The sequence below is a fragment of the Nautilia profundicola AmH genome, from assembly GCF_000021725.1.
Taxonomy (GTDB): domain Bacteria; phylum Campylobacterota; class Campylobacteria; order Campylobacterales; family Nautiliaceae; genus Nautilia; species Nautilia profundicola.
In genome coordinates this window covers 958,651-984,956 of sequence record NC_012115.1, presented here as the reverse complement: position 1 = coordinate 984,956, position 26,306 = coordinate 958,651, and the positions used below count along the sequence as shown (strand labels likewise).

Annotated in this window: 27 protein-coding genes; 19 read left to right on the top strand and 8 right to left on the bottom strand. The window is 36.3% G+C overall.

Annotated features, from left to right (window positions below; genetic code table 11):
• Positions 1 to 23 precede the first annotated feature (23 nt).
• Genes NAMH_RS05255 through NAMH_RS05240 form a run of 4 tightly spaced genes read left to right on the top strand, consistent with a single transcriptional unit; the run spans position 24 to position 2,826 of the window.
• A complete protein-coding gene (locus NAMH_RS05255; protein WP_015902606.1) occupies positions 24 to 269 on the top strand; it encodes an RNA-binding S4 domain-containing protein in 246 nt (81 codons plus the stop codon).
• Positions 269 to 1,993, top strand: a complete 1,725-nt coding sequence (locus NAMH_RS05250; protein ID WP_012663930.1) for a proline--tRNA ligase — start codon at positions 269 to 271, stop codon at positions 1,991 to 1,993. The genes NAMH_RS05255 and NAMH_RS05250 overlap by 1 nt, the downstream gene beginning before the upstream one ends.
• A 17-nt stretch (positions 1,994 to 2,010) precedes the next feature.
• Positions 2,011 to 2,397 (top strand): GNAT family N-acetyltransferase, encoded by a 387-nt coding sequence (locus tag NAMH_RS05245; RefSeq protein ID WP_012664019.1) that lies wholly within the window; start codon positions 2,011 to 2,013, stop codon positions 2,395 to 2,397.
• Between the two features lie 3 nt (positions 2,398 to 2,400).
• Positions 2,401 to 2,826 carry an FxsA family protein gene (locus NAMH_RS05240; protein WP_012663484.1) on the top strand — a complete coding sequence of 142 codons (426 nt, stop codon included), beginning with the start codon at positions 2,401 to 2,403 and terminating at the stop codon, positions 2,824 to 2,826.
• Here NAMH_RS05240 and NAMH_RS05235 read toward each other — a convergent pair.
• On the bottom strand, positions 2,823 to 4,772 hold the full coding sequence (locus NAMH_RS05235) for a methyl-accepting chemotaxis protein (RefSeq protein ID WP_015902433.1): 1,950 nt from the start codon (positions 4,770 to 4,772) through the stop codon (positions 2,823 to 2,825). The two genes, NAMH_RS05240 and NAMH_RS05235, sit on opposite strands and share 4 nt — an antisense overlap.
• Positions 4,773 to 4,978: 206 nt before the next feature.
• Between NAMH_RS05235 and NAMH_RS05230 the strand changes: the two genes are divergently transcribed.
• The 12 genes from NAMH_RS05230 (at position 4,979) to NAMH_RS05175 (ending at position 17,804) form a co-directional block, all read left to right on the top strand.
• Positions 4,979 to 8,464 carry a complex I subunit 5 family protein gene (locus NAMH_RS05230; RefSeq protein WP_015902820.1) on the top strand — a complete coding sequence of 1,162 codons (3,486 nt, stop codon included), beginning with the start codon at positions 4,979 to 4,981 and terminating at the stop codon, positions 8,462 to 8,464.
• Entirely contained in the window at positions 8,454 to 9,413 is a 960-nt protein-coding gene (locus NAMH_RS05225; protein WP_012663679.1) for a respiratory chain complex I subunit 1 family protein, read from the top strand. Before NAMH_RS05230 ends, NAMH_RS05225 begins: the two co-directional genes overlap by 11 nt.
• Positions 9,410 to 9,838: an NADH-quinone oxidoreductase subunit B family protein gene (locus NAMH_RS05220; protein ID WP_015902170.1), complete on the top strand. Its 429-nt coding sequence runs from the start codon at positions 9,410 to 9,412 to the stop codon at positions 9,836 to 9,838. Before NAMH_RS05225 ends, NAMH_RS05220 begins: the two co-directional genes overlap by 4 nt.
• The gene (locus tag NAMH_RS05215) at positions 9,835 to 10,338 is read left to right on the top strand and encodes a 4Fe-4S binding protein (RefSeq protein WP_015901972.1); all 504 of its coding nucleotides are present in this window, start codon (positions 9,835 to 9,837) and stop codon (positions 10,336 to 10,338) included. Before NAMH_RS05220 ends, NAMH_RS05215 begins: the two co-directional genes overlap by 4 nt.
• Entirely contained in the window at positions 10,335 to 10,850 is a 516-nt protein-coding gene (locus tag NAMH_RS05210; protein ID WP_015902030.1) for an NADH-quinone oxidoreductase subunit C, read from the top strand. The genes NAMH_RS05215 and NAMH_RS05210 overlap by 4 nt, the downstream gene beginning before the upstream one ends.
• Positions 10,840 to 11,919, top strand: a complete 1,080-nt coding sequence (locus NAMH_RS05205; protein WP_015902767.1) for a hydrogenase large subunit — start codon at positions 10,840 to 10,842, stop codon at positions 11,917 to 11,919. Before NAMH_RS05210 ends, NAMH_RS05205 begins: the two co-directional genes overlap by 11 nt.
• Before the next feature lie 62 nt (positions 11,920 to 11,981).
• On the top strand, positions 11,982 to 12,500 hold the full coding sequence (locus NAMH_RS05200) for a 4Fe-4S dicluster domain-containing protein (protein ID WP_015902210.1): 519 nt from the start codon (positions 11,982 to 11,984) through the stop codon (positions 12,498 to 12,500).
• On the top strand, positions 12,493 to 12,828 hold the full coding sequence (locus NAMH_RS05195; protein WP_012663774.1) for a hydrogenase maturation nickel metallochaperone HypA/HybF: 336 nt from the start codon (positions 12,493 to 12,495) through the stop codon (positions 12,826 to 12,828). Before NAMH_RS05200 ends, NAMH_RS05195 begins: the two co-directional genes overlap by 8 nt.
• Positions 12,829 to 12,830: 2 nt before the next feature.
• A complete protein-coding gene (locus NAMH_RS05190) occupies positions 12,831 to 14,252 on the top strand; it encodes a glutamate synthase subunit beta (RefSeq protein WP_012663480.1) in 1,422 nt (473 codons plus the stop codon).
• A gap of 1 nt (position 14,253) precedes the next feature.
• Positions 14,254 to 15,960: an FAD-dependent oxidoreductase gene (locus tag NAMH_RS05185; RefSeq protein ID WP_015902160.1), complete on the top strand. Its 1,707-nt coding sequence runs from the start codon at positions 14,254 to 14,256 to the stop codon at positions 15,958 to 15,960.
• Between the two features lie 10 nt (positions 15,961 to 15,970).
• A complete protein-coding gene (locus tag NAMH_RS05180) occupies positions 15,971 to 16,939 on the top strand; it encodes a succinate dehydrogenase/fumarate reductase iron-sulfur subunit (protein ID WP_012663782.1) in 969 nt (322 codons plus the stop codon).
• Between the two features lies 1 nt (position 16,940).
• Positions 16,941 to 17,804: a CoB--CoM heterodisulfide reductase iron-sulfur subunit B family protein gene (locus tag NAMH_RS05175; RefSeq protein WP_015902444.1), complete on the top strand. Its 864-nt coding sequence runs from the start codon at positions 16,941 to 16,943 to the stop codon at positions 17,802 to 17,804.
• A gap of 226 nt (positions 17,805 to 18,030) precedes the next feature.
• Here NAMH_RS05175 and NAMH_RS05170 read toward each other — a convergent pair whose 3' ends face one another.
• The 6 genes from NAMH_RS05170 to aspS form a co-directional block, all read right to left on the bottom strand.
• Positions 18,031 to 18,501: a hypothetical protein gene (locus NAMH_RS05170; protein ID WP_015902437.1), complete on the bottom strand. Its 471-nt coding sequence runs from the start codon at positions 18,499 to 18,501 to the stop codon at positions 18,031 to 18,033.
• Positions 18,498 to 19,673 (bottom strand): GGDEF domain-containing response regulator, encoded by a 1,176-nt coding sequence (locus NAMH_RS05165; protein ID WP_015901924.1) that lies wholly within the window; start codon positions 19,671 to 19,673, stop codon positions 18,498 to 18,500. Before NAMH_RS05165 ends, NAMH_RS05170 begins: the two co-directional genes overlap by 4 nt.
• An 11-nt stretch (positions 19,674 to 19,684) precedes the next feature.
• On the bottom strand, positions 19,685 to 20,404 hold the full coding sequence (locus NAMH_RS05160) for a competence/damage-inducible protein A (protein ID WP_015902804.1): 720 nt from the start codon (positions 20,402 to 20,404) through the stop codon (positions 19,685 to 19,687).
• Positions 20,404 to 20,982 carry an adenylate kinase gene (locus NAMH_RS05155; RefSeq protein ID WP_015901762.1) on the bottom strand — a complete coding sequence of 193 codons (579 nt, stop codon included), beginning with the start codon at positions 20,980 to 20,982 and terminating at the stop codon, positions 20,404 to 20,406. The genes NAMH_RS05160 and NAMH_RS05155 overlap by 1 nt, the downstream gene beginning before the upstream one ends.
• A 63-nt stretch (positions 20,983 to 21,045) precedes the next feature.
• Complete coding sequence (locus NAMH_RS05150) at positions 21,046 to 21,315, bottom strand: FeoA family protein (protein WP_015902739.1); 270 nt, start codon at positions 21,313 to 21,315, stop codon at positions 21,046 to 21,048.
• Positions 21,308 to 23,074: an aspartate--tRNA ligase gene (aspS, locus tag NAMH_RS05145; protein WP_015901936.1), complete on the bottom strand. Its 1,767-nt coding sequence runs from the start codon at positions 23,072 to 23,074 to the stop codon at positions 21,308 to 21,310. The genes NAMH_RS05150 and aspS overlap by 8 nt, the downstream gene beginning before the upstream one ends.
• Positions 23,075 to 23,179: 105 nt before the next feature.
• Between aspS and NAMH_RS05140 the strand changes: the two genes are divergently transcribed.
• Complete coding sequence (locus tag NAMH_RS05140) at positions 23,180 to 24,286, top strand: mechanosensitive ion channel family protein (protein ID WP_015902107.1); 1,107 nt, start codon at positions 23,180 to 23,182, stop codon at positions 24,284 to 24,286.
• Positions 24,271 to 24,864, top strand: coding sequence for a CHAD domain-containing protein (locus NAMH_RS05135; protein ID WP_012663547.1), 594 nt, complete (start codon positions 24,271 to 24,273; stop codon positions 24,862 to 24,864). Before NAMH_RS05140 ends, NAMH_RS05135 begins: the two co-directional genes overlap by 16 nt.
• On the opposite strand, the gene NAMH_RS05130 is transcribed toward NAMH_RS05135, so the two are convergent.
• Positions 24,848 to 25,345 (bottom strand): bacterioferritin, encoded by a 498-nt coding sequence (locus NAMH_RS05130; RefSeq protein WP_012663569.1) that lies wholly within the window; start codon positions 25,343 to 25,345, stop codon positions 24,848 to 24,850. The two genes, NAMH_RS05135 and NAMH_RS05130, sit on opposite strands and share 17 nt — an antisense overlap.
• 127 nt (positions 25,346 to 25,472) lie before the next feature.
• Here NAMH_RS05130 and NAMH_RS05125 point away from each other — a divergent pair, with 127 nt between their 5' ends.
• Positions 25,473 to 26,300: an NAD(+)/NADH kinase gene (locus NAMH_RS05125; RefSeq protein WP_015902413.1), complete on the top strand. Its 828-nt coding sequence runs from the start codon at positions 25,473 to 25,475 to the stop codon at positions 26,298 to 26,300.
• The last annotated feature ends 6 nt before the right edge of the window (positions 26,301 to 26,306 follow it).

Genomic DNA, 26,306 nt, shown 5'->3' with positions numbered 1-26,306 from the left:
AATTTGACAAAAAAAGGGACGTTTTGAGAATAGACAAGTTTTTAAATGCGGTAAACATCGTAAAAAGACGCTCAATTGCCGATGAAATGTGCAAAGAAGGCGTTGTTTTTATAAACGGTAAAAAAGCAAAACCGGCAAAAGACGTAAAAGTGGGTGATACGATAGAGATTCACTACTTAAGCGGAATTAAAAAATATGAAGTTTTGCAGATTCCAGAAACCAAAACGATTCCAAAAAGTAAAAAACACGAATATGTTAAGGAGATTTAATGAGATGGAGTAGATTTTTTGCCTATACACAAAAAGAAGCACCGAAAGACGCTGTGGTTGCAAGCCACAAGTACCTGGTAAGAGGCGGGTATATCAAGCAGGTGGCCGCAGGAATATATGATTTTGCGCCTCTTGGAAAAATGGTGCTTGATAATATCAGGGATATCATCAAAAAAGAGATGGACGCTTCTGGAGCGCAGGAAGTAATGCTTACATTCGTAACTCCTAACGAACTTTGGGAAGAGACCGGAAGGGCTAAAAAATACGGAAAAGAATTACTAAGAATCAAAGACAGAAAAGACCAGAGCTTCGTACTTGCTCCTACAAACGAAGAGAGTGTGGTTGATCTCGTTAGAGGAACTATTAAAAGTTATAAACAGCTGCCTGTAAATCTTTATCAGATAAACCTTAAATTCAGAGATGAAGCAAGACCGAGATTCGGGCTTTTAAGAGGTCGTGAATTTATAATGAAAGACGCATATTCGTTTCATGCAACCGAAGAGGATTTGGACAGGGAATTTAATTTAATGGAAGAGACGTATAAAAATATTTTCACTAAACTGGGACTTGACTTCAGAGCCGTATGGGCGGACAGTGGAGCGATAGGCGGAAGCGGGTCTAAAGAATTTATGGTGCTTGCGGATACGGGTGAAGATGATATCGTAGTATGCAGCGAGTGTGATTACGCCGCAAATATAGAAGTGGCTACAAGAAAACATGAAAAAAGAGAAAACCCTGTAAAAACGGAAGTAATTGAGGAAGTACATACTCCTGATATGAAATCTATTGAAGATGTGTGTAACTTTATAGGTGTTGATCCGTATTTCAGTATAAAAGCGGTTGTTAAAAAAGCTATATATGATGACGGGAAAAGTGAAATAGTGGTGTTTTTTGTTCGTGGAACCGATACATTGGAAGAAACAAAAGCCACAAATGCCGTAGGTGCGCTTGAACTTGTGGACGCAAGCGAGGAAGAACTTGAAGCTGTGGGACTTGTACCTGGATTTATCGGACCGTTCGGGCTTCCAAGCAGCGTGAGATATATAATAGACGATGATTTAAGAATGGCGGAAGAGCTTGTATGCGGTGCGAATAAAAAAGACTATCACATCAAAGGCGCCGGGCTTCTTGATGCGAATCTGCTCGGAAACCTCACTGTATACAGGGATATAGCCGCTGTAAAAGAAGGCGATAAATGCCCGAAATGCGGAGCTCCTTTGAAAATAACAAAAGGTATCGAAGTAGGGCATATTTTTAAATTAGGAACTGTTTACAGCGAACCTATGAACGCTACGTTTTTAGATGAAAACGGTAAAGCCAAACCGTTTATCATGGGTTGTTACGGAATAGGTGTCAGCAGACTGATTTCCGCCGCAATAGAGCAAAACCATGATGACAAAGGAATCATATGGCCTAAACAGATTGCTCCTTTTGTGGTTGATATAATTGTAGGGGATGTTAAAAAGGACGAGCAGTTAATTTTTGCTGAAGATTTGTATGATAAACTGACAAGTGCGGGAGTTAAAACTATACTTGACGACAGAGCAGAGAGATTCGGGCCTAAAATTGCGGATTTTGAACTTGTGGGATTTCCTGTATGTGTTATTGTAGGAAAAAAACTTAAAGACGGAAAAGTGGAAGTAAGAGACAGACGCACGGGCGAGAAGTTCGAAGTTGAAAAAGACATGGCTCTTGAAAAAGTTATGGAGATAATTAATAATTGAGAATGGAGAATTGAGAATTGAAAATCATCTTTGATGTGTATGATTATATTGATGATTTGATGGCTCTTTACAAAAACGAGTGGTGGAGTGATAAAAGAAGCAAGGGTGACGTTATAAAAATGCTTCAAAACACCACTTTTGTTTTCGGTATAGTTAAAGATGATAAGCTGATAGCATTTTGCCGGGTTTTAAGTGATTTAGTTTATAAAGCATTGATTTTTGACGTAATTGTCGATAAAAATTATAGAGGAGATGGTGTAAGTAAAATTTTATTAAATGAGGTTTTTAATCATCCGAAATTAAGAAATGTTGCAGGGTTTGAGCTTTATTGTTTAGAGGAGATGAAAGATTATTATGAAAAATTAGGTTTTAAAAAGCTTGATTTGATATTAATGAAGAGGTGATCTATGGGACTAATATATTTTTTGGTGTATCTTTTTTTGGAGATATTTTTTTCTTATGAGTTTGCGAAAGTGTTTACACCATTCGGGCTTTTTTTGGAAGTTTTAATTACGGCGGTTGCGGGAATTACTATTATTAGAACCCTTAATTTTTCAATGGCTGAGAGTATGCAGCGTGTAATGCGCAGGGAAATCAGCGAAGAGGAATTTATTTCAATAGGGCTTTTTAAATTAATCGGTGCGATTTTACTTTTTATTCCGGGTGTTTTCAGCGATTTTGTAGGGCTTCTTTTAATGTTTGAACCGTTTGCGAAATGGTTTGCAAGAAAATTTTTAAAAAGAAACAACGTTTATCACGGTACTCATTATTACAATGACGATGCGGAAATTATTGATGTGGAGATTATAGAAGAAATCCCTAAAAGGGATTAAGATTTAAAATTATTAACTTCATTAGAAAGGTTTTTTGTAATTGAATCCAATTTTGACACAATAGCATTTAGCTCTTTAATTGCTTCTTTACTGATATCAGCTTCTTTACTTAAATTATCAATAATTTTTACAAGTTCTTTAATGGAATTGTAAATATTTTCACTCTCTTTTTTAGCCTGATCTGCAATTTCAATAGTCGTATTTAGTTTTGACATACTGTTGTTTGATTTTTCTATTAGGCTGTATGCAATATTTGAAAGCTCTTCGGAATCTTTGGCATTATTTTGAATTTCACTTTGAGTTTCCATAATTCCTTGTACGATAATACCTATAGCACTGTCTATTTCACTTAAACTTTTTTGTGTTCTTTCGGCAAGTTTTCTAACTTCATCCGCAACCACGGCAAAACCTCTTCCGTGTTCACCGGCTCTTGCCGCCTCTATTGCAGCATTAAGTGCTAAGAGATTAGTCTGATCGGCTATTTCTTTAATAATATTTATTATTTCTTTAATTTGGTTAGATTGATCAGCAAGCATAGTGACTTTATTGGAAATTTCTAACTCTTGATTTGTATTGTTTTGAATATTCGTGACAATACTATTTAAAGATGTTGCTAAATCTTCCAATACCTGCTGAGTGTTTTTTATGTCTTCTGCAGTTTTTAAAACTATCTGTTTGGTAGATTCGACATCTTCTTCAATATTTTGGGTAAAAGATTTTGCATTGTTTAAAAGTTTTGTTTGTTTTTCAATAGAGTTTTTTACTTTTTTGGTAACTTTATCTGTTTGATTTGTAATAGAGACTGTTTGGGAAATTAATTCTTTTAAAGAGTTTATAATGTTTCTGAGTTTATCAAGGAATTTATTAATATTTGATGAAACAGTTCCTATTTCATCATGCGAATCAGCCATGATTTTTTTTGTTAAATCACCTTCACCTTCTGCTAAATCTTCAACTCTTTCATTTAATTCTTTGATTGGTTTGGCTACACTTTTAGAAATTATTACCATAAGAATTACTACAATAAATATATCTATTATAAGCATTGCTATTAATTGATATATGAGTGTTGTTTCGCTCTCTTTGATAGCTCCTTCAATTAAGTTAAGGGGTTTACCTAAAATGGCATATGCTACAATGTTTCCGCTAAAATCTTTTATTGGTATCGAAACACAGAAGAAGTTTTCAGTTTTAAGTATGTTTTGTAATTTTTTGTTTTTAAGTTCTTGAAAAAAGTTAATGTCATATACTCCTGTTTTTAATGCCAATACATAATTTTGCATAATTTCAGGTGCGTTTTTAAGAAAAGTTGCAATATTTAGATACTTTTTATCAAAAATAATCAAAGTATAAATATTTTCTTTTTTTAAATCTTTTGCAATTGAATTAAGTCCTTGCATAAATTCAATACTGCCTAAGTATTGGTTATTGTAAATTACAGGGGAAATTCCTCTGAGTACCAGTCCCGCACGACCGAGTTCTATCGCTACAAGTGGCTTTTTGTGTTCTTTAACCCAAACTATTGTCTTTCTAAACCCGCTTAAATCATCACCGTGTTTGTTCGGTTTCCAAACTCTTAGAAATGAATGCAGATCAGCTGTATGGATATGTATTTTTATGTTTTTAAATTTTGTGTATTTTTTATAATAAGCAGTTAGATTTTTTAATGATTTTAATGCTATTTCCCTGTCTCCTGTTTGTAAAGCTTTTATTACTGCAGAATTTTGTGCTATGGCAATTGAGTTAGTAAGTCCAACGTCTTTTTTTGCTTCCATTTTTAAATTAAAAAGACTGATTAAATCTTTTTTGGTGTTATTGAAAATTTCCTTTTTAATATTTAAAGTTGAAGTATAACTTATCACAACCATAATGATAATACCAATTATAATAGCACCAATCAAAGGATAATGGATTTTTTTCGAAATGGATATATCTTTAAAGCGCATGATCAGCCTTTAATTTTTATTTAATTCTATTATAACATTTCTAAAAGAGCATTGATTATAATCAATGGACAAAAAAACTTTTTTTATCTTTTTATGTGTAGAAAATAAACAATCATTCATTAATTTTAATTATAACTCTCTTTTAACTTAAAAATAAATTAATTTCATTTTAAAATATGAATGATTAATCATTTAAAGGAGTGAGAGTGGAAGCTGTCGTATTTTTGTTTTTATTAGCTATTCTCGCACTCAAAGTGTTTGCTTTAATAAACGTAAATGACGTAAAAAAGTCGTTTATTGTTGCAAGTACTGCTGAAGTGCTGTATCTTGGTATAGCTTTTTTAGGTTCTTCCGCACTTAGTGCGGCAATACTGCATATTGAATATCAGGCTGTTTTCAGAATTCTGGCGTTTTTGATGCTGTATGAGTTTTTTAATTTTAAAAACTCAACAAATCTGCAGGATTTAAAAGGTGTCGGATTTAACAAATGGGGTGCAGTGTTCGGGTTTGCTGTTTTTGGAAGTTTGGGCGTTTCTCTTATTACTTCCAAACAGTTGATTTTGAATTCATTTACATGTTCGGGAATGTTTGAGCTTGGATATATGATTGTGGCGATAAATATTATTCAGGCGGTTTATTTAATTACGCTTTTTGAAAAAATCGTTTTTGCAAAAGGTGAAAACGTACTGGATAAAGTAAAAAACATACTGCCTGTCGGGATTTTTACACTGGCTGGTGTTGCGGTTTTTGTTTTGCCTCAGGTTTATCTGATAATTCCTAAACTCTTCAGTAATATAAATTCTTTCCATTTGGCGTTTGGGTTTGATTATCACGGAATCAGAGGCATTTTTGCATTGATTTTTGCTTTTATAATCACAATGGTGTTTTTATATTCGTTTGATTATATAAAAACATATAAAACATTTTATTATTCCGCTTTGGCGGTTTTGGGTGTTGCACTGATTGAAGTTGCAATGAGTGAAAGTTTTGAGAGTTTTTATCTGTTTTGGGAGCTTATGACAATATCTTCATATCTGCTCATTATGCATTCAAGAAGCGATGAGTCGATAAGTGCGGCAAAACTTTATTTTGTAATGTGTATTGCCGGTGCGTATCTTCTTCAGCTTGCGTTTTCTAATTTTTACGCTTTTGGGATTGAGAGTTTCTCGGAAGTTAAAAACCTTTCTTTAAGCACTGCGATACTGTTAATGCTTGGTTTCGGGGTAAAAGCGGGTATGGTGCCGATGCACAAATGGCTGCCTGTGGCACACCCTGAAGCACCGAGCAGTATTTCCGCGCCGCTTTCCGGTATCTTAACCAAAGCCGGGATTTTCGGAATAATCGCAATCGTTTATATATTTAATTTTCATGCGCTTGTTTTTTCTTATCTGTTGATAGGAATAGGACTTGTGACACTTTTTTACGGTGAGATTAAAACACTTTTTGAAAAAGATCTAAAAAGGCTTCTGGCATATTCCACCATAGGACAAATCGGTGAAATTATCACGGTTTTAGGACTAATGAGCACAGCAGCTTTAAGTGGGGCGCTGTATCATATTATCAACCATGCGGTGGTAAAAGATCTTTTATTTTTAAGTGCCGGTCTTTTAATAATGAGTGCCGGTAGTAGAAACCTTGACGATTTAAAAGGTATAGGTAAAAAACTGCCGATCCTCGCATTTCCTTTGGGAATAGGCATCTTTGCTATAAGTGCATTTCCACCTTTTGGGAATTTTAACTCTAAGTTTTTAATGATATTTGCCGCTACGGATACTCATAATTACCTTGCGGCTTTCGGACTTATAGCAGGTGCCGTTATCGGATTTATCGGGATGCTCAGGGTATTTAAATATATCTTCTTATATAATTCTTCTAAAGAGTTTAAAAATGTAGGCGGGCTCAAACTCGGTGTTGTTTATCTGTTGGCGTTTATTTCGTTTTTACTCGGTATTTTCCCAAATGCCGTTTTAGGGTTTATAAATCAGGCAATAAGCGCTACAATTCACGCAAATGTAATTCAGCCGGAATTTGCATTGCATATTCCTCTTAGCGTTACTATAATGATTATAGGTGCGGCGGTTGTGTTTTTCTTTGGAAAAACAAGTAAAAACGCCGGAATTTTGGCTGCGAGTTTTTCATTCCTGGCGTTTTTGAGTGTTCTTAGAAACAGTTTCGGTATCAGTGAATTTTTTGCGGCTCTTGTGCTGTTTATGGCTGTTTTAAACTTTTTATATGCGGCGAGGTATATGGATCACTCACATAAACCGTACAGGTTTTTTGCAAACTTTATGATAATGATTATAGGTATTATAGGGGTTAGTTTAAGTGACAGTATTTATTCGATGTTCTTTTACTGGGAGATAATGGGCGGATGGGCGCTGTATATTGCGCTTGTTCATGAAGAGGATTCATATTCAATTACTGAAGCCAGTAAATATCTTATTTACAATTTTGCCGGTGCCGGTGTTATTATGATAGGACTCAGCATCGTAATGCATTACGGAAGTTATTTTGACGTGTTTGAAATGATGCCTTTAACAAGTTACACAATTTTCGCGGTTGCACTTTTAACTGTAGGATTCCTTGCAAAAGCTGCACAGTTTCCTGTCAGAATCGATTATCAAATGCACCCGAAACCCGCTCCGACTCCTATTAGCGGATATATTTCATCAGTGATGCTAAAAACCGGGCCTTTTATGCTGATTATGATGTTTTATCTGATAGCCGCTGGTATGAGCCTTACTAAAATGCTCGCAATCGATTCGATTGCCCATTTTGCGGCTGTTGTGGGTGTGATCACCATTATCATGGGGGCAAGTTTCGGACTTCTTACAAATTCTATGAAAAGACTTCTTATTTTCTTAACGGTTGCCGAAATCGGATATATCGTAGCCGGTGTTTCCCTTGTAACAAGCGAAGGGCTTGCCGGGGGAATGCTTCATTTAATTAACCATATGTTTTTTAAAGACCTGCTGTTTTTGAGTGCAGGTGCTATTTTTTATAAAACTGGAATCGACAGTTTAGATAAACTCGGAGGAATCGCACGTAAAATGCCTATTACTTTTGCGGTGTTTATGGTGGCTGTGTTTGCGACTGCCGGTGTTCCGATGTTTAGCGGCTTTGTATCAAAATGGATGATTTATCATGCACTTATGGCTAAAGGGTATGTGTTCTTGGCGATTCTTACGATTCTTGGAAGCGTAATGATTCTTCTTGTATTTGTTAAATTTATGCACAGTGCATATTTCGGAAAAATGGATAAAAGTTTTGAAAAAATAGAAAAAGTAGATCTTTTCATGTCTGTTCCTATGATAATTTTGGCGGTTTTAAATATTATCTTGGGAATATTCCCGTATCTTGCACTTAAACCTATCAATATGATCTTAGAGACTTTCGGATTCAACACAATATGCATAAGCGCAACATCCGTATGCATGGGAGGGGACAATCTTAACCTGTTTACGCTTGCAGCGTATCTGATTGCGGCTTTGGTTATCGGTTATCTGATGTTTTTATACAACAAAAAAACAAGAAAAACCCATATTTTCCTATCAGGTGTAAGGGATTTAAGTGAAAAAGATCTGCATATCAAATCCCATAACTTCTATGAAAGCGTAATAGAGCTGATCGAAAAAATTATCCGTATCACAAAAAAAGTATTCGGATTAAAAGGAGGATACGTTGAGCGCTAATATAATTCATTTTCTGATTTTTCCCGGAGGGCTTTTTGCCCTGGCACTCGGTATTTTTATGCTGTCTCTTGAAAGAATTGTGGTTGCGAGGCTGCAGGGGCGTGTAGGACCTCCGATTTATCAAAACTTCATTGATGTCGTTAAACTTTTTAATAAAGAAATATTAATTCCCAAAGACGCAAAAGAGAGTGTGTTTAAATACGCTCCGTTAATCGGGTTTGCGGGAATGCTTGCGATGTTATACTTTATTCCGATTCCCGGTGTATATGAAGGAAGCGGTGTTAACAGCGATTTGATACTGCTGATTTACGTAATGGCGCTTCCTGCTATTGCACATATTTTAGGCGGTGGTGCTTCAAGTTCTCCTTATGCGGCGATTGCGGTAAATAGGGAACTTAAGTTGATGCTTGTGTATGAGATGGTGTTTGTGATTATCGCTTTTAGTATCGCACTATATGTAGGGCACGGCGATGCTGTGTTTTCACTTAAAAAAATTATGCAATATCAGCAGACTCACGGAAGTTTTCTGCTTGATTGGAAATTCTGGCCGGCGGTGATAGCTTTTGTTATTTTTGTTCTTGCTACGCTTGAATTGCCTCCGTTTCAAATAGCGCATCATAACGACGCCGACGTAATGGACGGATTTTTAATAGAACACAGCTCAATTCCTCTTGCAATTTATGAAATGACAGACGCTCTTAAAATAGTACTTTTGAGTATCGTGTTTCAAATTTTCTTTTTCCCGGTGGTGATTGCGGATGATGCGATGTTAAACCTGTTATGGTTTATAGCTAAAACGGTGGTATTTGTAATGTTTTTTTCTTTAATACATGCAATTCTGCCAAGCTACAGAATCGACCAGGCGTTTAAGTTTTTACTTATCGTTCCTACAACTCTTAGCTTGATTACGCTTGTTTTAGTGATTTTATCTGTAAAAGGACTGATATGAGTATTATTACAAGAAGCCCGTTTTTATTCAGAATCAATACAGGCAGTTGCAACGGGTGTGACGTGGAACTGGCGACAACTGCCATGATACCGAGATACGATGTGGAAAGACTCGGGTGCAGATATACAGGAAGTCCGAAACACGCTGATATTTTGCTTGTAACCGGTCCTATAACGGCAAGAAGTAAACCGTATTTACTGGAAGTTTTAGATGAACTTCCTAATCCGTTTGTTGTAGTGGCTGTGGGGACCTGTCCAACAAGCTGCGGAATTTTTAGGGATTCATACGCTATTGAGGGACCGCTTGATAGATACGTAAAGGTTGACGTAAACGTTCCGGGATGCCCTCCAAGACCGCAGGCGATAATAGACGGTGTTGCTAAAGCGCTTGAAATTTGGAAACAAAAAATAAGGGATATGAAATGAGCGGGTTTTTAAAAATTGCGATAAGGAACTTATTAAAAGGACCGACAACTGATCCGTATCCGTTCGGTCCTACGTTTATACCGGATAAATTAAGAGGTAAATTAAAAGTTGACGCCAAAGCGTGTACGGCATGCGGAACTTGTGAGGAGGTGTGCCCTTCAGGTGCTATTCATATAACAAAAAACGAAAACGTTTACGTTCATACCACATGGTACAACACATGCTGTTTTTGCGGTAACTGCGAGTTTTTCTGTCCTACGGGGGCTATTAAACTTACAAATGACTTTCATACCGCAAACACCGAAGCTGAAAAATTCAAATTTATTACGGTTGCCGCCGTACCTGAAGTAAAATGCGAAAAATGTGGCGAATATTTTATGGCGCCAAGCTATGAACTTCTAAAAAGGGCATATCCTCACGTAAACGAATCAATAGAGAAATTTTTAACACTTTGTCCTAAGTGCAGACAAAAAGACGCATTTGAAAGGTTGCATAAATGAAAGAAACTCTTAAACAAAAAGTTATAACAGAGCTTAAAGAAAGGCTCACGGGGGATTATGAATTAAGAGATGAAAAAGACGAAAAAGGAAATATTCAGATATGGCTGAAACTTCATAATCGTAAAGACATTTTACACGTTGCGGAGGTAGTCAAAGAACTTGGAGGCAGATGCGTGATTATCAGTGCATATAAAAAAGACGACCACCACGTGCTTGTATATCATCTTGACATAGACGGAATGCTTTTGAACGTGGAAGTGGAACTGTTTGACAATAAGGTTGATTCTATTACTCTGATACTTAATTCTGCAAACTGGACCGAAAGGGAGTTTAAAGAGATGTTCGGAATTGAACTTATAGGGCATCCGAATCCTGCAAGACTCTTCCTTGATGAAAGTATAGCTGAGGGGATACTCGGTGAATATATGCCGCTCTCTCAGGCAATGAACGGAGCTGCAACATGCTGTATGTGGGAAAAAATCGAAAGTGAAAGGCACAAAGATGAGTACTAAAATTCCTATCGGGCCGTTTCATATAGGACTTGAGGAGCCTATATATTTTAAAATAGACCTAAAAGGTGAAACGGTAACGGATGTAGATATGATTAACGGGTTTGTTCACAGGGGAATAGAATACCTCGCGATGCAGAAAAACTTTTTTCAAAATCTTATTTTGACAGAGAGGGTTTGTTCGCTGTGTTCGAACAACCATCCTTTTACATATGTAATGGCCGTGGAAAAAATAGCGGGTATTGAAGTGAGTAAAAGAGCTAATTATTTAAGGGTTGTGGCTGATGAAGTTAAAAGAATAGCTTCACATATGTTTAACCTCTCTATGCTTGCTCACCTTGTAGGGTTTCATTCTCTTATGACCCAGACAATGGAAGCGAGAGAAATTATGCAGGATATTAAAGAATCTATCTGGGGTAACAGAATGGATATGAGCGCCAACACCCTAAGCGGTGTGAAATACGACCTTGACGAAGGTCAGATTGAATATATTTTGAAAAGATTAGAAGAACTCGAACCTCAGGTTGATGAGCTTATGGATATATATTTCAATTCTAAAATAACAAAAGCAAGAACCGTAGGTGTCGGAGTGCTTCCAAAAGAAGAAGCGCTTAGACTCGGAGTCACGGGTCCGACTGCCAGAGGTAGCGGTGTAAACAATGATGTCAGGGATAAAGCGCCTTATGCCGCTTATGACGAGCTTAAACCGAATGTCTGTTTGGAAGAGGGAGGAGATGTATATTCAAGAATGAAAGTCAGATGGAGGGAAGTTAAAGATTCCATAAGACTTGTGCGTCAGGCGATTACAAACCTTCCTGAAGGTCCTGTGGTAACACAAAAAAGACCTCACATTCCTGCCGGTGAAGCTGTTACAAGAACGGAAGCTCCAAGGGGTGAGCTTATTTATTATCTAAAAACTGACGGAAGCCAAAAACCTCTAAGAATGAGATGGAGGGTTCCGACATATATGAACTGGGAGGCCTTAAGGGTTATGATCCCGGGTAATAAACTTAGTGATGTCGCTGTGATTTTCAACAGTATCGACCCTTGTATTTCATGTACGGAAAGATAAGTGGGTTGTGAAGTAGGTAAGTTGTGAAGTTGTGAAGGTTTAAAAAATATAAAGGAGAATAAATGGCTAATAAGTTTATATTTGCGGATGCGAGTAAATGTATAGGATGTCTGAACTGTGAGCTTGCGTGTGCAGCAAGCCACATGGGCGTAAGTATTGAAGAAGCATATGATATGGGACTTAAGGGAATTGATTTAATACACAGAAACACGGTAATAAAACATGCAAACCTGACAGCACCTATGCAGTGTATGCAGTGTGAGGACGCACCGTGTGTAAACGCGTGTCCGATAGATATTATCAAATATGAAAACAACTACGTAAAAATATACGAAGACGATTGTATAGGATGTAGAAGCTGTGCTATGGTTTGTCCTTTCGGGGCTATTGTAATGGCACCGAGCCAGTCTACAAACGTAACTGGACTTGTCGCACTTAAATGCGACCTGTGTGGAGGAACTGAGGGTGATCAGGCATGTGTAAACGTATGTCCGACAGATGCGTTAAGTCTAATCGATTATACGGAATATAAAGCGAAAAAACAAAACGAGGCATTTGAGAGACTGAATCAAAATGCATGAGTTGTCAATAGTCCAGTCAATGATGAAAATCGTTGAAAAAGCAAGCCAGGGTAAAGAAGTAAAAAAACTTGTAGTCAAAATCGGCAAAATGAGCGGTATTGAGCCTCATTTTTTAAAAGAGAGTTTTGATTTTTTCAAAGAAGGCACGGTTTGCGAAACGGCTGAAATGGAAATTATAGAAGTTGATGTAAGAATTAAATGTTTCGGCTGCGGAAATGAGAGTGATATTAAAGGCTTTGATTTTCACTGTCCCGTATGCGGCAGCGAAAAAACGAAAATTATCGCCGGTGAAGAGATGCATATAGAATATATAGAAGTGAAGGAGTGACAATGAAAAAAGATTTTACAAGAATTCCTAAGAAAATTCAGAGAAAAAGAGATCCTGAAGAAAGAAGAAAAGATTTTGAACCCGTATATATTGAATTTAATCAAGATGAAGCCACTGAGCAGGCTAAAAGATGTATAACGTGTCCTATCGATATTATGAGAGGAATGGACAGTGAGTTCAGTTTTTGTAGAACGGGATGTCCTTTAGGTAACTATATTTCTCAGTGGATTAGGGAAGTAAGAAACGGCAACCTTAAAAAAGCGTTTGAACTCAGCAATGAAACATCTCCTTTTCCTGAAGTAATGGGTAGGGTTTGTCCACACGATAATCTGTGTCAGGGTGCGTGTACTATTGCTAAAACCGAGCACGGAAGCGTGGCAATCGGCGCGATTGAAGTGTTTATAAGCGAAGAAGGGTTTAAACAGGGACTAAAACCATACTACGGAGAAGATAAAAAAAGAAAAAAAAGAGTGGCCGTAATCGGAAGCGGACCTGCAGGGATGAGCTGTGCGACTTATCTTCTAAGAGGCGGTGCGAATGTTGAAATATTTGAAAAATCAGACAGACCCGGAGGGCTTTTAACATACGGAATTCCAAATTTCAAACTTCACAAAGACGTAATTTTCAGAAGATTTAAATGGATGGAGGAGGCGGGTCTTAAACTGCATCTGAATCATCCTATTTTAACCCAAGAAGAGTTTGAAAAATTAGTAAATGAATTTGACGCCGTATTTATAGGTGTCGGTGCTCCGAGCGGCAGGGGTGCGAGAATGGAAAACGAAGACGCAAACGGAGTGTATCACGTAATGGATGTGTTAACTCACGCGCAAAAAAGGGTGTTTAAAGATTTTGACGAGTGTATTTTAAAAGATAAAAAGGTTGTTGTTTTAGGAGGCGGTGACAGTGCGATGGATGCGGTCAGAACTTCTGTAAGAAGCGGTGCGAAGGAAGTTACGTGTGTATACAGACGTGATGAGGCTAATATGCCGGGAAGTAAAAAAGAAGTGATTAACGCAAAAGAAGAGGGTGTTAAATTTATGTTTTATACCGCTCCAAAAGCCGTAAAAGTTGACGAAAACAAAAATGTTGTGGGAATTATATGCCAAAAAACAGAACTCGGTGAGCCTGACAGCAGCGGCAGAAGAAGAGTTCAGGTTGTTGAAGGAAGTGATTTTGAAATTCCTTGTGATATAATTATATTAGCCCTTGGTTTTGATAACGTAAAATTTGCTTGGTATGAGCATGCAGGAATCGAAACCGACAAATGGGGATGTCCGAAAGTAAACGAAAGATACCAAACAACAAATCCGAAAGTATATGCCGGTGGTGACGCCGTAAGAGGTGCGGATCTTGTTGTAACAGCGGCAAGGGACGGTAGAGATGCGGCATATGCTATTTTAGAGGATTTGGGATTAAAGGATTAATATGGTAGCCGTATATAAAAGTGATGTTGTTATAGTAGGTGCGGGACTTGCGGGGCTTGCTGCCGCAAGGGAGCTTGTAAAAGCCGGAAAAAGCGTAACGGTTTTAACAAAACTTCATCCTCTTCGTTCCCACTCGGGTGCCGCTCAGGGCGGTATAAACGCGGCGCTTGCCGATGATGACGATGTAGAACTTCATAAATTCGATACAGTAAAAGGTAGTGATTATTTGGCGGATCAGGATGCGGTTGAGCTTATGTGTGAAAAAGCACCTGAGACAATCAGATGGATTGAAAGGATGGGTGCGGTATTCAGCCGTAGGGAAGACGGAAGAATTGCTCAAAGACCGTTTGGAGGACAAAGCCGTCCGAGAGCGTGTTTTGCAAAAGACAGAACGGGACTTACTCTTTTACAGACAATGTATGAGCAGTGTGTAAGAGAAGATGTTTTAATGCTTGATGAATGGTATGTGGCCGATGTGTTGTATGAAGACGGTAAAGCGTACGGGGTTGTCGCATATAACTTAAAAGATCTAACACCTGCAATCTTTAACGCAAAAGCCGTAATGTTCGCTACAGGCGGATATGCAAGGGCGTTTAAGGTAAACTCAAACGCGCATGCGAATACAGGTGATGGACTTTCTATTTTAGCAAGACGCGGTATTCCTCTTGAAGATATGGAATTTGTACAGTTTCACCCGACGGGACTTGCCGGAAGCGGTATTTTAATGAGTGAAGCCGCAAGGGGTGAGGGTGGAAGGCTGTTTAATAGAAACGGCGAAAGATTTATGGAAAAATACGCTCCTGAGAAGATGGAACTGGCTCCAAGGGATGTGGTAAGCCGTGCGATTATGAAAGAGATAATCGAAGGCAGAGGAGCAAAAGAAGATCCTTTTGCGGTATATCTTGACCTGACCCACTTAGGTGAAAAGAAAATCAACGAAAGACTTCCTGAACTTCGTGACTTGGCACTCACTTTCCTCGGGCGTGACATGGTAAAAGAGCCTATTTTAATTTCAGCCACTGCTCACTATTCAATGGGCGGTATTCCTGTGGATATAAACGGGCATATAAGAAAATCTCCTACAGAGCTTACAGAAGGACTGTATGCCGCGGGTGAATGTGCTTGTGTAAGCGTGCACGGTGCAAACAGACTCGGTGCAAACTCGCTTCTTGAAGCGCTTTTCTACGGAAGATGGACGGGACAGAGTATATTAAAAGATCTTGATAATATTGAATTTAAAGAAGCAAACGCAAAAGAAGCGGAAAATATGCTTAGCGAAGTTAAAGGGCTTTTAAATTCAAACGGAAACGAAAAAGTTTCTCAAATAAGAAGCGAGCTTCAGGAAACCATGAGTACGAAAGTAGGGGTTTTCAGAGAAGAATCAACTATGCTTGAAGCCAAAGAAAAACTAAAAGAACTCCGTCAAAGATTCAAAAACATAAAACTTGACGATAAAGGTAAACTTTACAACACAGACCTTCAAGAAGCTATTGAGCTTGGGCATATGCTGGATTATGCTCTGTTTATCGTTGAAGGTGCGATTAACAGAAAAGAATCACGCGGAGCTCATTACAGGGAGGATTATCCGAAAAGAGACGATGAAAACTTCTTAAAACATACTTTCGGTTATTTAAAAGACGGGGAAATAGAACTTGATTACGGTGAAGTAAAAATTACAAAATTCGAGCCGCAAGAGCGTAAATATTAAAGGATAGGTGATGGAAGTAACATTTAAAGTATATAGATACAACCCGGAAGTAGATGAAAAACCTCATTATGAAAAATATACGCTTGATATGAGCGACGACGGTGTAATTCTTGATGCACTAAATAAAATCAAGTGGGAAATCGATGGAAGCCTCAGTTACAGAAGAAGCTGCAGACACGGTATTTGCGGAAGCTGTGCCATCAAACTGAACGGCAAAAACGTGCTTGCGTGTAAGACAAGCATAAAAGAAGCTGTTGAAATGTTCGGAGATACTCTTGTGATAGAGCCGCTTAGCAAAAACAAAGAAAAAGTAATAAAAGATTTGGTTAACGATAAAAAAGATTTCTGGGATAAAAACGCTAAAGTCAAACCTTATCTGATTGCGGAGATTGATGAACATCCAAAAAGCGAAAATCTGATAAAACCGGCACTTGTTGAAATGATAGAAGAAGCTGATTACTGTATTGCATGCGGGTGCTGTTATTATGCGTGTGAGAGTGTAAGGGCTAATAAGGACTTCTTGGGACCTCAGGCGCTTGCCAAAACATACAGGTTTACGGCTGATGTCAGGGATGAGGCTAAAAAAGAAAGGCTTGAGCTTGTGGATAAACTCGGAATCGGTATATGGGACTGTGTGAAATGTCAGGCTTGTATTGAGGTGTGTCCTAAAGGGGTTGATCCGTTTACGAAAATCACACATCTGCATAACCAGGTATTCGAAGAGGGAGTGGCTAAAAGAAACGTCGCTACCAAACACGCCGAAGGTTTTGTACATTCTATTAAAAAACACGGAATCCTTGATGAGGGAATGCTGGTACTTTACAGTGAAGGCGTAAACGTTGTACGTCATATGCCTGAAGCCATGGCTATGTTTATGAAAGGTAAAATCAAACTGCCTTGGCAGATGCCTAAAAGCGAAGGCCTTGAAGAGATACAAAAACTTATCGAAATATCCCAAACACACGAGTTAAAGGATTAATATGAAATACGCACTTTATACCGGATGTACGGCAAAAGAATCTACGCCGGAACTTTTAAAATCAACACTTGCCGTGGCAAAAGAGCTTGGAATTGAAATAGAGATACTTAATGAAGCGAGCTGCTGCGGGGCCAGCCATCTACAGGATTTTGACGAGTTTTTATCACTTGTGCTGAATGCCAGAAACATCTGCCTTGCCGAAAAAAGAGGACTTAAACTCGTAACGCTTTGCAATACGTGCCAGCTTATGCTTGAAAACACCAAGCAAAAACTTGACAGCGATGAAGAACTCAAAGCAAAAGTAAACGAAAAACTAAAAGAAGTGGGCTATACATATACGGGAAGTTCAAAAGTCCAGCACTTTTTATATGCCATTCTTGAAGATGTTGGGCTTGAAGAGATTTCAAAACATGTAAAAAAACCTCTTAACAGTAAAGTAGCGCCTTTTTACGGGTGCCATATTATCAGACCTTCAAAAACACACGACGGCGCGAATCTGAATGAAAACCCTTATAAACCGAACGCCATTGAGAGCTTGATTAAAGTGCTTATGGGTGAAGCGGTTGAATATGAGAGCAAAATAAAATGCTGCGGTTTTCATGTTGATTTACAAAATACGCCTGTAAGTGAAAAACTCACAGCCAACGCATTAATCGATGCGAGTGAACACGGAGCTGAGATGATGGTTACGCCTTGTCCGCTGTGTCATTTAAACCTTGACGTTAAACAAAAAGCTGCTGCAAAACATGTAAATAAAGAATTTAATATGCCGGTACTTCATCTGCCTCAGATGATAGGACTTGCTTTTGGAATTGACGCAAAAGATCTTGGACTAAACCATCACGTAACACCCGTTGAGGTTTAAGGGTTTTTCCCTTTTTTACTCTCAAAGAATTTTTTAATTAAAAAACAACCGTCAAATATTTCATACACGTTTGCATTTTTATTCATAAAGAAACAATAAATATGACCCGTATGGTGTCAGGTAATTATTATTGTGTTTCATTGATGATTATTCTTTATGGTATCAAAATATAAATGGTTAAGATGTGTGTTGGTTATTAATAATAAGTAAAAATAAAAGAGGGGATCTATTTTTTTGATTTTTTCTGCTCTTTGCACAGATGTCTGTTTCTTTTGAAGATATCTTTCATTTTTTCTATGTCTTTTTCTTTTGAATATATATATTTCAACATAAGTTTTTCGCATTTGTTGCTGAAATCTATTTCAAAATCTTTAAAAAACTCTTTGTAATCACTGCACTTTTTAATTACTGCGTTGTGATACACAAGATGAGAGAGTGATAATAAAAATATTGAAAAAAAGAAAAATACAATACTGAATACCCTCATATCAAACACAAAAGGCATTGCCTGAAAGGCCGAAATAGCCATTAGCGCAAGTGAGAAAAGCACAGCTCCCACATAATATCCCCTTTCGCTTGTTATGGCGAACAGATAATTATTCATGTTTTTTTCAATTTTTGAAATCTTGATAAAGTTGTAAACGGCAAATGCCGTAATAACTATGCTTGTTAGTAATAATAAATAATACAGTGTCATTTTAATACCTCTACTTTGTTTTTTCCTGTTTCTTTTGCTTTGTACAACGCTTTATCAGCTTTTTTAAACAGATTTTTTATATCATCTTTTGTTTTTACACTATTACACGAAACCCCGAAACTGCATGTTACTTTATCAACTTCCATAAAGTTTGTTTTTTCAATGGCTTGTCTTAAATGTTCGGCAATTTTAGCGGCTGTTTCAGAATCTTCCACATTATTAGGAATTATCAAAAATTCTTCTCCTCCCCATCTGATAAAGTAATCATCCTTACGTAAATTATCTCTTATAACTTCAGATAAAATCTGCAGTACAATATCACCAATCAAATGTCCTTTAGTATCGTTTATCTGTTTAAAGTTATCAATGTCTAATATAATAAAACAAAGATTTTTATTTAAAAGTTTATTTGAAATACTACTTAGATATTTTCTATTAAAAGCTTTTGTAAGTTCATCGGTGTATATTTTTTTATTTATTTCAGATATATTTTTGAATGTAATGATTTTATGATTTTCATCAGCTTTTTTATATGATATTTCATATGTTTTTATCGAATCTCCGATTTCAATGTTTACTATACTTGGTTTTTCATCGAAAATCAAATCTATATTTAAATATTCTTCCAAATCGTCTAATGTTTTAAAATCTCCGAATTCATTAATAAATGTAGAATTTTTAAGTTTTATGTCGTTATGCTTAGCCAAAATTACCGCATCGTTTTGTTCTTCAAATATTTTGTTTAACAATTGTAAATTTTCTTCAGCTTCTTTTTTGTGTTTAATTATTTCGGCTAAAAAGTTAAGTTTATGATAAAGCTTTTTTTTATCTACAGGTTTTGTAATATATCCCTCTACTCCTAAATCGATAGCTTTTTTTAAAAACTCGATATCGGTAAATGCGGTTAGTAATATTATGTAAGCATCAGGATCTAATGCTTTAATTTCCTTTGACATCTCAAGACCATCCATAATTGGCATTTTAATGTCTGATAGGATGATATCGGGAGAGTGTTTTTTAAAAAGTTCTAAGCCTTCTTTCCCGTTTTTTGCTACGAAAACCTCTTTAAATATTTTATTTAAAATTATTAAAAAGCTTTCTCTTATATTTTCATCATCTTCGACATATAAACAAGTAAGTTTTTTTAAATATTCATTAGGTTTAACTTTCATTTATTGCCTTATTAGTTTATTTCTTTATATTTTATATTATTTTTCTTTAATTCTTCTTTAAACCATTCAAAAATTTCTTTGGAATTTTCTCCGCAGAAGGAAATTTCACTTGTATAATCAAGTTTCGGCAGTGTTGAAAACTCGATATTTTCAGGGATTTTTCTCATAATATCAAGCATTTCGGACTCTTTTGCATATGCAATAAGAGAATATCTTTTTTTAATTTCTTTTTTCGGGAGAAACTTCTGTATAGCTTCTTCACTCATCGGATGTGCCATTTGCGGAAAACCGGGCATAAAGAAATATCTGTTTTTGATATAAAAGCCCGGAAAGCCGTTTACGGGATTGTTCCATAAAGGCTTTGCGTCTTTTGGCCAGTATGCGAGCGTGTATTTTTTTGTATTGTCCTCATTTGGAAATTTTGAATCGATTTTTTTGATAAATTCTTTGTTATATTCCATTACTCCGTTCGTAAAAACATCAGCTGCGATTTGTCTTGTATAATCATCCGGAGTGGCTCCGATTCCGCCGTAACAAAACAGCATTGAATTAGGGGTGTTTTTTATTAATGTAAAAACATCTTTAATGAGTTTCGGATCGTCTTTTATGATAAAAGAGGAGAAAAGTTCATATCCTCTTTTTATAAGCAGATCTCTTAAAAAGTGAAAGTGTGAATCTTCTCTTCTTGCATTAAGAATTTCAGTACCGATAATTACCTGAAAGATTTTCATTAAATTCCGGCTTTTTCTTTAATCACCTGTTCCATTTCGTCAACGATTTCTTCAATAGTTCTTTCACCGTTGATTTTGATTAGTTTCCCTTGTGCACTGTAAAAGTCCTGGATGTCTTTTAGAGGTTCTGTGAATACTTTCATTCTGTTGTTGAATACTTCAACGTTGTCATCAGCTCCTCTTGCTCTTCCTAAAACCCTTTCTCTTGCCACATCTTCGCTAACTTCAACTTCAATTACACTTACAAGCTCGATATCGTCGGTGTTTTTAAGCATTTCATCAAGTGCTTTCATCTGTTCTACGCTTCTTGGGAAACCGTCGATTAATACTATATCTTTTGGTGCTTTTTCAATTGCGCTTTTGATTGTATTGATTACGATTTCAAGCGGTACAAGGTTACCGTTATCGATATAGCTTTTTATTGTCTGACCAAGTTCGCTTCCGCTTGCCACTTCAGCTCTTAGCAAGTCACCTGTAGAATAGTGAACGATTTTATCAGAGTTTCTTTCAGCTATAAGTTCAGCATCCGTAGTTTTACCGCTTCCCGGTGCTCCGATTATTAAAAACAGTTTTTTCATTATCTCTCCTTTGGTTTTTTTATTAAATTATACCACCAACTATCAGCCATCAACTATCAACCATCACAATATAGGACATTCAAACTTTTTAACATAAATTTTTTTAGTCATTCCGCGCCCTAAGGCCAGTTTTCTACCTTCAATATCAACTTCAATCGGACCGAAAAGGGATTTGTTTATAATCTGTCCGATTTGTCCTTTTGAAATACCAAGATCATTAAGTCTTTGTTTAAAATTGCCGCAGGATTTATCAAATCCTACGATTTTAAAAACATCGCCTTTTTTTAAATTTGCCAAAGTTAAGTTTGTAACTTCGCTTATTTTCTTATTCATTATCCGCTTTTGGTTTTTTTACTCTTATGTGAAGTTCTTTAAGTTGTGATTTGTCAACTTCACCAGGTGCCCCTGTTAAAAGACACTGTGCTTTTTGTGTTTTAGGGAATGCTATAACGTCTCTGATGTTGTCTGTTTTAGTCATGAGCATAATAACCCTGTCAAGCCCGAGAGCGAATCCTCCGTGAGGAGGCGCACCGAATTTAAGTGCATCAAGCAGGAAGCCGAATTTTTCTTTTGCTTCCATTTCATCGATTCCGAGCATTTTAAAAACTTTTTCCTGAATTTCTTCTTTATGAATCCTGATACTTCCCCCTCCGATTTCATATCCGTTAAGAACAAGGTCGTATGCGATTGACTGGATGCTTTCGAAATCCTCTTCATCCCATGTATCCATATCCGGCATAGTAAACGGATGGTGAAGCGGAGTAGGGTTGCCGTTATCATCTTTTTCAAACATAGGGAAATCAACAATCCACGTAAATTTATATTCGTTTTCGTCAATTAATCCCATGTCGTTTGCTATTTTAACTCTTAGTCTTCCCATATAATCAAGAACTGTTTTCTTATCACCCGCACCGAAGAAAATGATATCACCGACTTCAGGTTTTAGTTTGTCTATCATTTTGTTTAAAGACTCTTCACTCATAAATTTAACGATAGGACCTTTAAGCCCTTCTTCTTTAACTTGAATGTATGCAAGACCTTTTGCGCCGAATTTTCTAACGAAGTTTTCAAGTTCTTTTAACATTTTTCTGCTGTAGAACTTATCTCCGCCCGGAACTTTAAGCGCTTTGAATCTGTTGTTTTTCTTATCTTTAGCAATAGTGCTGAAAATTTCATTGTTTGAATCAACAAACTCATCAATTACGTCTACCATAGGCAAATCGAATCTTAAATCAGGCTTGTCGCTTCCGTATTTTTCCATAGCTTCTGCGTATGTCATTCTCGGAATCGGAAGAGACACCTCAACGCCAGCTACTTTAAACGCTTCTTTAATCATACCTTCGATTGCCGCGATTACATCGTCTTCTTCAACAAAGCTCATCTCAACGTCCACCTGTGTAAATTCAGGCTGTCTGTCGGCTCTGAGGTCTTCATCCCTGAAACATTTTGCAATTTGATAATATCTGTCAAATCCCGCCACCATCAAAATCTGTTTGAAAAGCTGAGGAGATTGTGGAAGTGCGTAAAATTCACCCGGATGGATTCTGCTCGGTACCAGGTAGTCTCTTGCACCTTCAGGTGTCGATTTTGTAAGAATCGGAGTTTCAACATCCAAAAATCCGTTGCTTTCAAAATAGTCCCTGATAGCTTTTGTGACTTTGCTTCTTAAAATAAACGTATTAAGGCTATTTGGATCTCTAAGGTCTAAATATCTGTATTTGAGTCTAAGTTCTTCATTTACGCTTTTATCACCGATTTGGAATGGTAAAACCTCACTTTTGTTTTCTATGATAATTTCTTCCGCAACTACTTCGATTTTTCCTGTTTTAAGTTTAGGGTTTTCAAGTCCTTCACCTCTGAGTCTAACAAGACCTTTTACTTTTAAAACATATTCGTCTTTGATTTCTTCCGCAACTTTATGGGCTTTTGTGCTGTCAGCCGGGTCTGCAACAATCTGTACGATTCCGCTTTTGTCCCTGAGGTCGATAAATATAACACCCCCGTGGTCCCTGTGAGAGTTAACCCATCCTACAAGCTCAACTTTCTGACCAACTAAGTTTTCATTAACTTCGGCGCAATAATGAGTTCTCATTAATTTCCTTTTTTAGGCGCAATTATACCAAAATGTGCTATAATTTTTGCAAAGGCGAATTGATAAAACCAGATATTGTGTCCTTATAGTCCCAAAAGGCTAAAAATGAAAGAAATTATAATTACAATATTAGTTGTGTTATTAGATTTTTTTTACCCGTTGATGAGTAAAAAATTAAAAATCTTTCTTTTTAAAAAAAGAAAAAAATTAGTTTATAGACTTTTTTATTCACGGGTTAATAAAATTGGAATTCCTTTACTTTTATTAATAAATTTTAATGTCATAACATTTTGGCTTAAAAAATGGGGTGTTCCATATGAAAATATAGCGTTTTATATTAATTTATTTCTGATAGCGTGGGCTTTTTATGAGATATTTAAATATGTGGTATATACAATAATTTCTGTAAAACTTGCAAGAAAAGCGAATGTCAGGAGAGAGCTGTTTTTATTGGTGATAAATTTAACAAAAGTTTTTTTGGTTATTGTAGTTTTTGTGCTCATACTTTCACATTTGGGTGTCAACCTAACGGCTATTATCACATCTTTGGGAATCGGTGGTGTAATCGTGGGGCTTGCGGCTAAAGATACCCTTAGCAACTTTTTCGATTCTATAAGGCTTGTGAGTGAAGACGCTTTCCATCAGGGAGACTGGATAGAAACAAAAGATTTTGAAGGTTTCGTAACCGAAATAGGGCTTACGGCCACTCAGATTAGAACGTTTGACAATTCCCTTATAACCATACCTAATTCAGTACTTGCAAACCAGTGGGTCAAAAACTGGTCAAGAAGAATCATAGGAAGACGTATTAAATTTTGGATAAAAATCAAATACACTACAGACACACAGGAACTCAACAGGGTTATTTCCGAGATAAGAACAATGCTCGAACACCACCCGCAAATTGTAACAGACCGTAAAATCGCTTCACAACTTAGAAAAAAAATGATGAAAAACACGCTTTTTTCCATTGAGGATAAATACGGGGTCAGAAAAACCCTACTTGTTTATTTAGATGAATTTGACGATTATTCGATGAATATACTTGTTTACGCGTTTTCTATTACGGTCGACTGGGAAGGGTGGCTTAAAGTTAAACAGGATGTTCTTTTTAAAGTACTTGAAATTATTAAAAACTCGAAACTCGAGCTTGCTTATCCTACAAGCGTTATATTCCATGACGAGAGGAAAAACCTGTGGAAAGACTCATAAAAAAATATATTAAAAAACAAAACGCCAAAACACTCCATGATTTAAGGATTGAATGCCGCAGAAAAATTTCTCTGCTTCAAAAAGATGGATTTAGTGATGAAGGGTGTGAGAAAATTTTAAATGCTTCTTCCAAACTCAGGGATACTGATGTTTTGCTTAAAATCTGTAAAAATAAAAAAATAAAAAAATTTCTTAAAAAAAGAAGAAAAAAATTAAATAAAAAATTTCTTAAATTTCTTAAACAAATTGAATTTAAAAAAATACCTGCGAAAGAAAAAATAAAAATTGATTTAATTTCCTGCAAAAAACTTTTAGAAAAAACGTTTTTAAATAAAAATGACAAAGAACTGCATCGCTTGAGACTGAAAATAAAAGCATGTAGATATACAAATAAAGATTATGAAAAAGAATTTAAGAAAATTCAGGATGCTTTAGGGAAAGCCCATGATTATTATAAATGTGAGAAATTGTGTAAAAAAATGAATAAAGACTTTCTTTACGCATACGTGAAAAAAAGAAAGTATATTCTAAAAGCCGAAAAGGCAAGAAAAGAAATTTTATCTATTCTGCCGGATTAATTCCCATTCTTTTACTTCTTTCCATCGCCTGCTGGGCAAGGTATCTGTCTCCGAACTTTTTAAGATTTTCAAACTCCTGCTCAAAACCTTCGAAATGCCTTTCTTCATCTGCAATAATAGATTCGAATATTTGTTTTGTTCCCGCATCTCTTGCCTGTGTGCATTCTACTGCGAAATCATTATACATTTCCATTGCTTCTTCTTCGCTGTTCATTGCCCATTCGAGCATTTTATGAGGTTCTCTTATATGTTCCACCTCGTGTGCCGGTTTCATTTCTATTTCTCCGCCTAAAAATAAAATTCTCTCAGCAAATTTTTCCGTATGGAGCATTTCGTCGATTGCTGTTTTTTTAAATATTCCGGCAAGCAAATCATATCCCAGATCATCCAAAATAAAATGAAAGTACATATACTGATGAATTGCGCTTAATTCTTCTGCGACCGCTTTATTTAGTAGTTCTATTGATTTTTTTCTGTCCATTGTAAATCCTTTTTGTTTGTTACGTACTATTATAGCATAAATTTATTAAATAATAATTTTTTTCCATTATATAACAAAAACTAATATACTTTATAAATTGGTATAATTATAGAAAAAAAGGGAAACAGTGAAAGCGGGATTTGTTCTAAAGCCTACAGTTGACAATAGTTTAAAAAATCTGTTTTTTAAAATTAAAAAAATATTTGAACAAAAAGGCATTGAAGTTTATATTGATATGGTTTCCGCAAAACTTATAGGAATTCTTGGAATGGATTTTGAAAAAATGTGTGAAAGCGTTGATTTTTTAGTAACTTTAGGAGGTGACGGAACACTTATTTCGGTAGCGAGAAGAAGTTACAAGTTCGATAAGCCTATTTTAGGGATAAATGCCGGGAAACTTGGCTTTTTAACCGATATAAATCCCGATAATATTGAAGAGTTTTTAGATAAGTTTTTAAAGGGTGAATACAGGGTGGATGAGAGGATGGTAATTGAGGTTGAATTTCAAAATACAAAACTTTACGCATTTAACGATGTGGTAATAAGTAAAGATGTTATATCTTCTATGATACACATAAACGTAGATACCAATGAATCCCATTTAAACAGATATTACGGTGATGGACTGATAATTTCTACCCCTACGGGTTCAACGGCTTATAATCTCAGTGCGGGAGGGCCTGTAGTGTATCCTCTGACTGAGAGTTTTATTTTAACACCTATATGCCCTCATTCACTGACACAAAGACCGCTTATTCTTCCGAGCCATTTTGAGATCGAACTTGAAGTGGAAAACAATAAGGCCAAATTAATAATTGACGGGCAGGAAATATTCGATATGAAAGGCAAGATAAAAATTAAAAAAGCCGACAATCCCGCAAAACTTATACACAGGCTTGAGAGAAACTATTTTGAGGTACTTAGGGAAAAACTGAATTGGGGAGACGGGAAATAATGAATG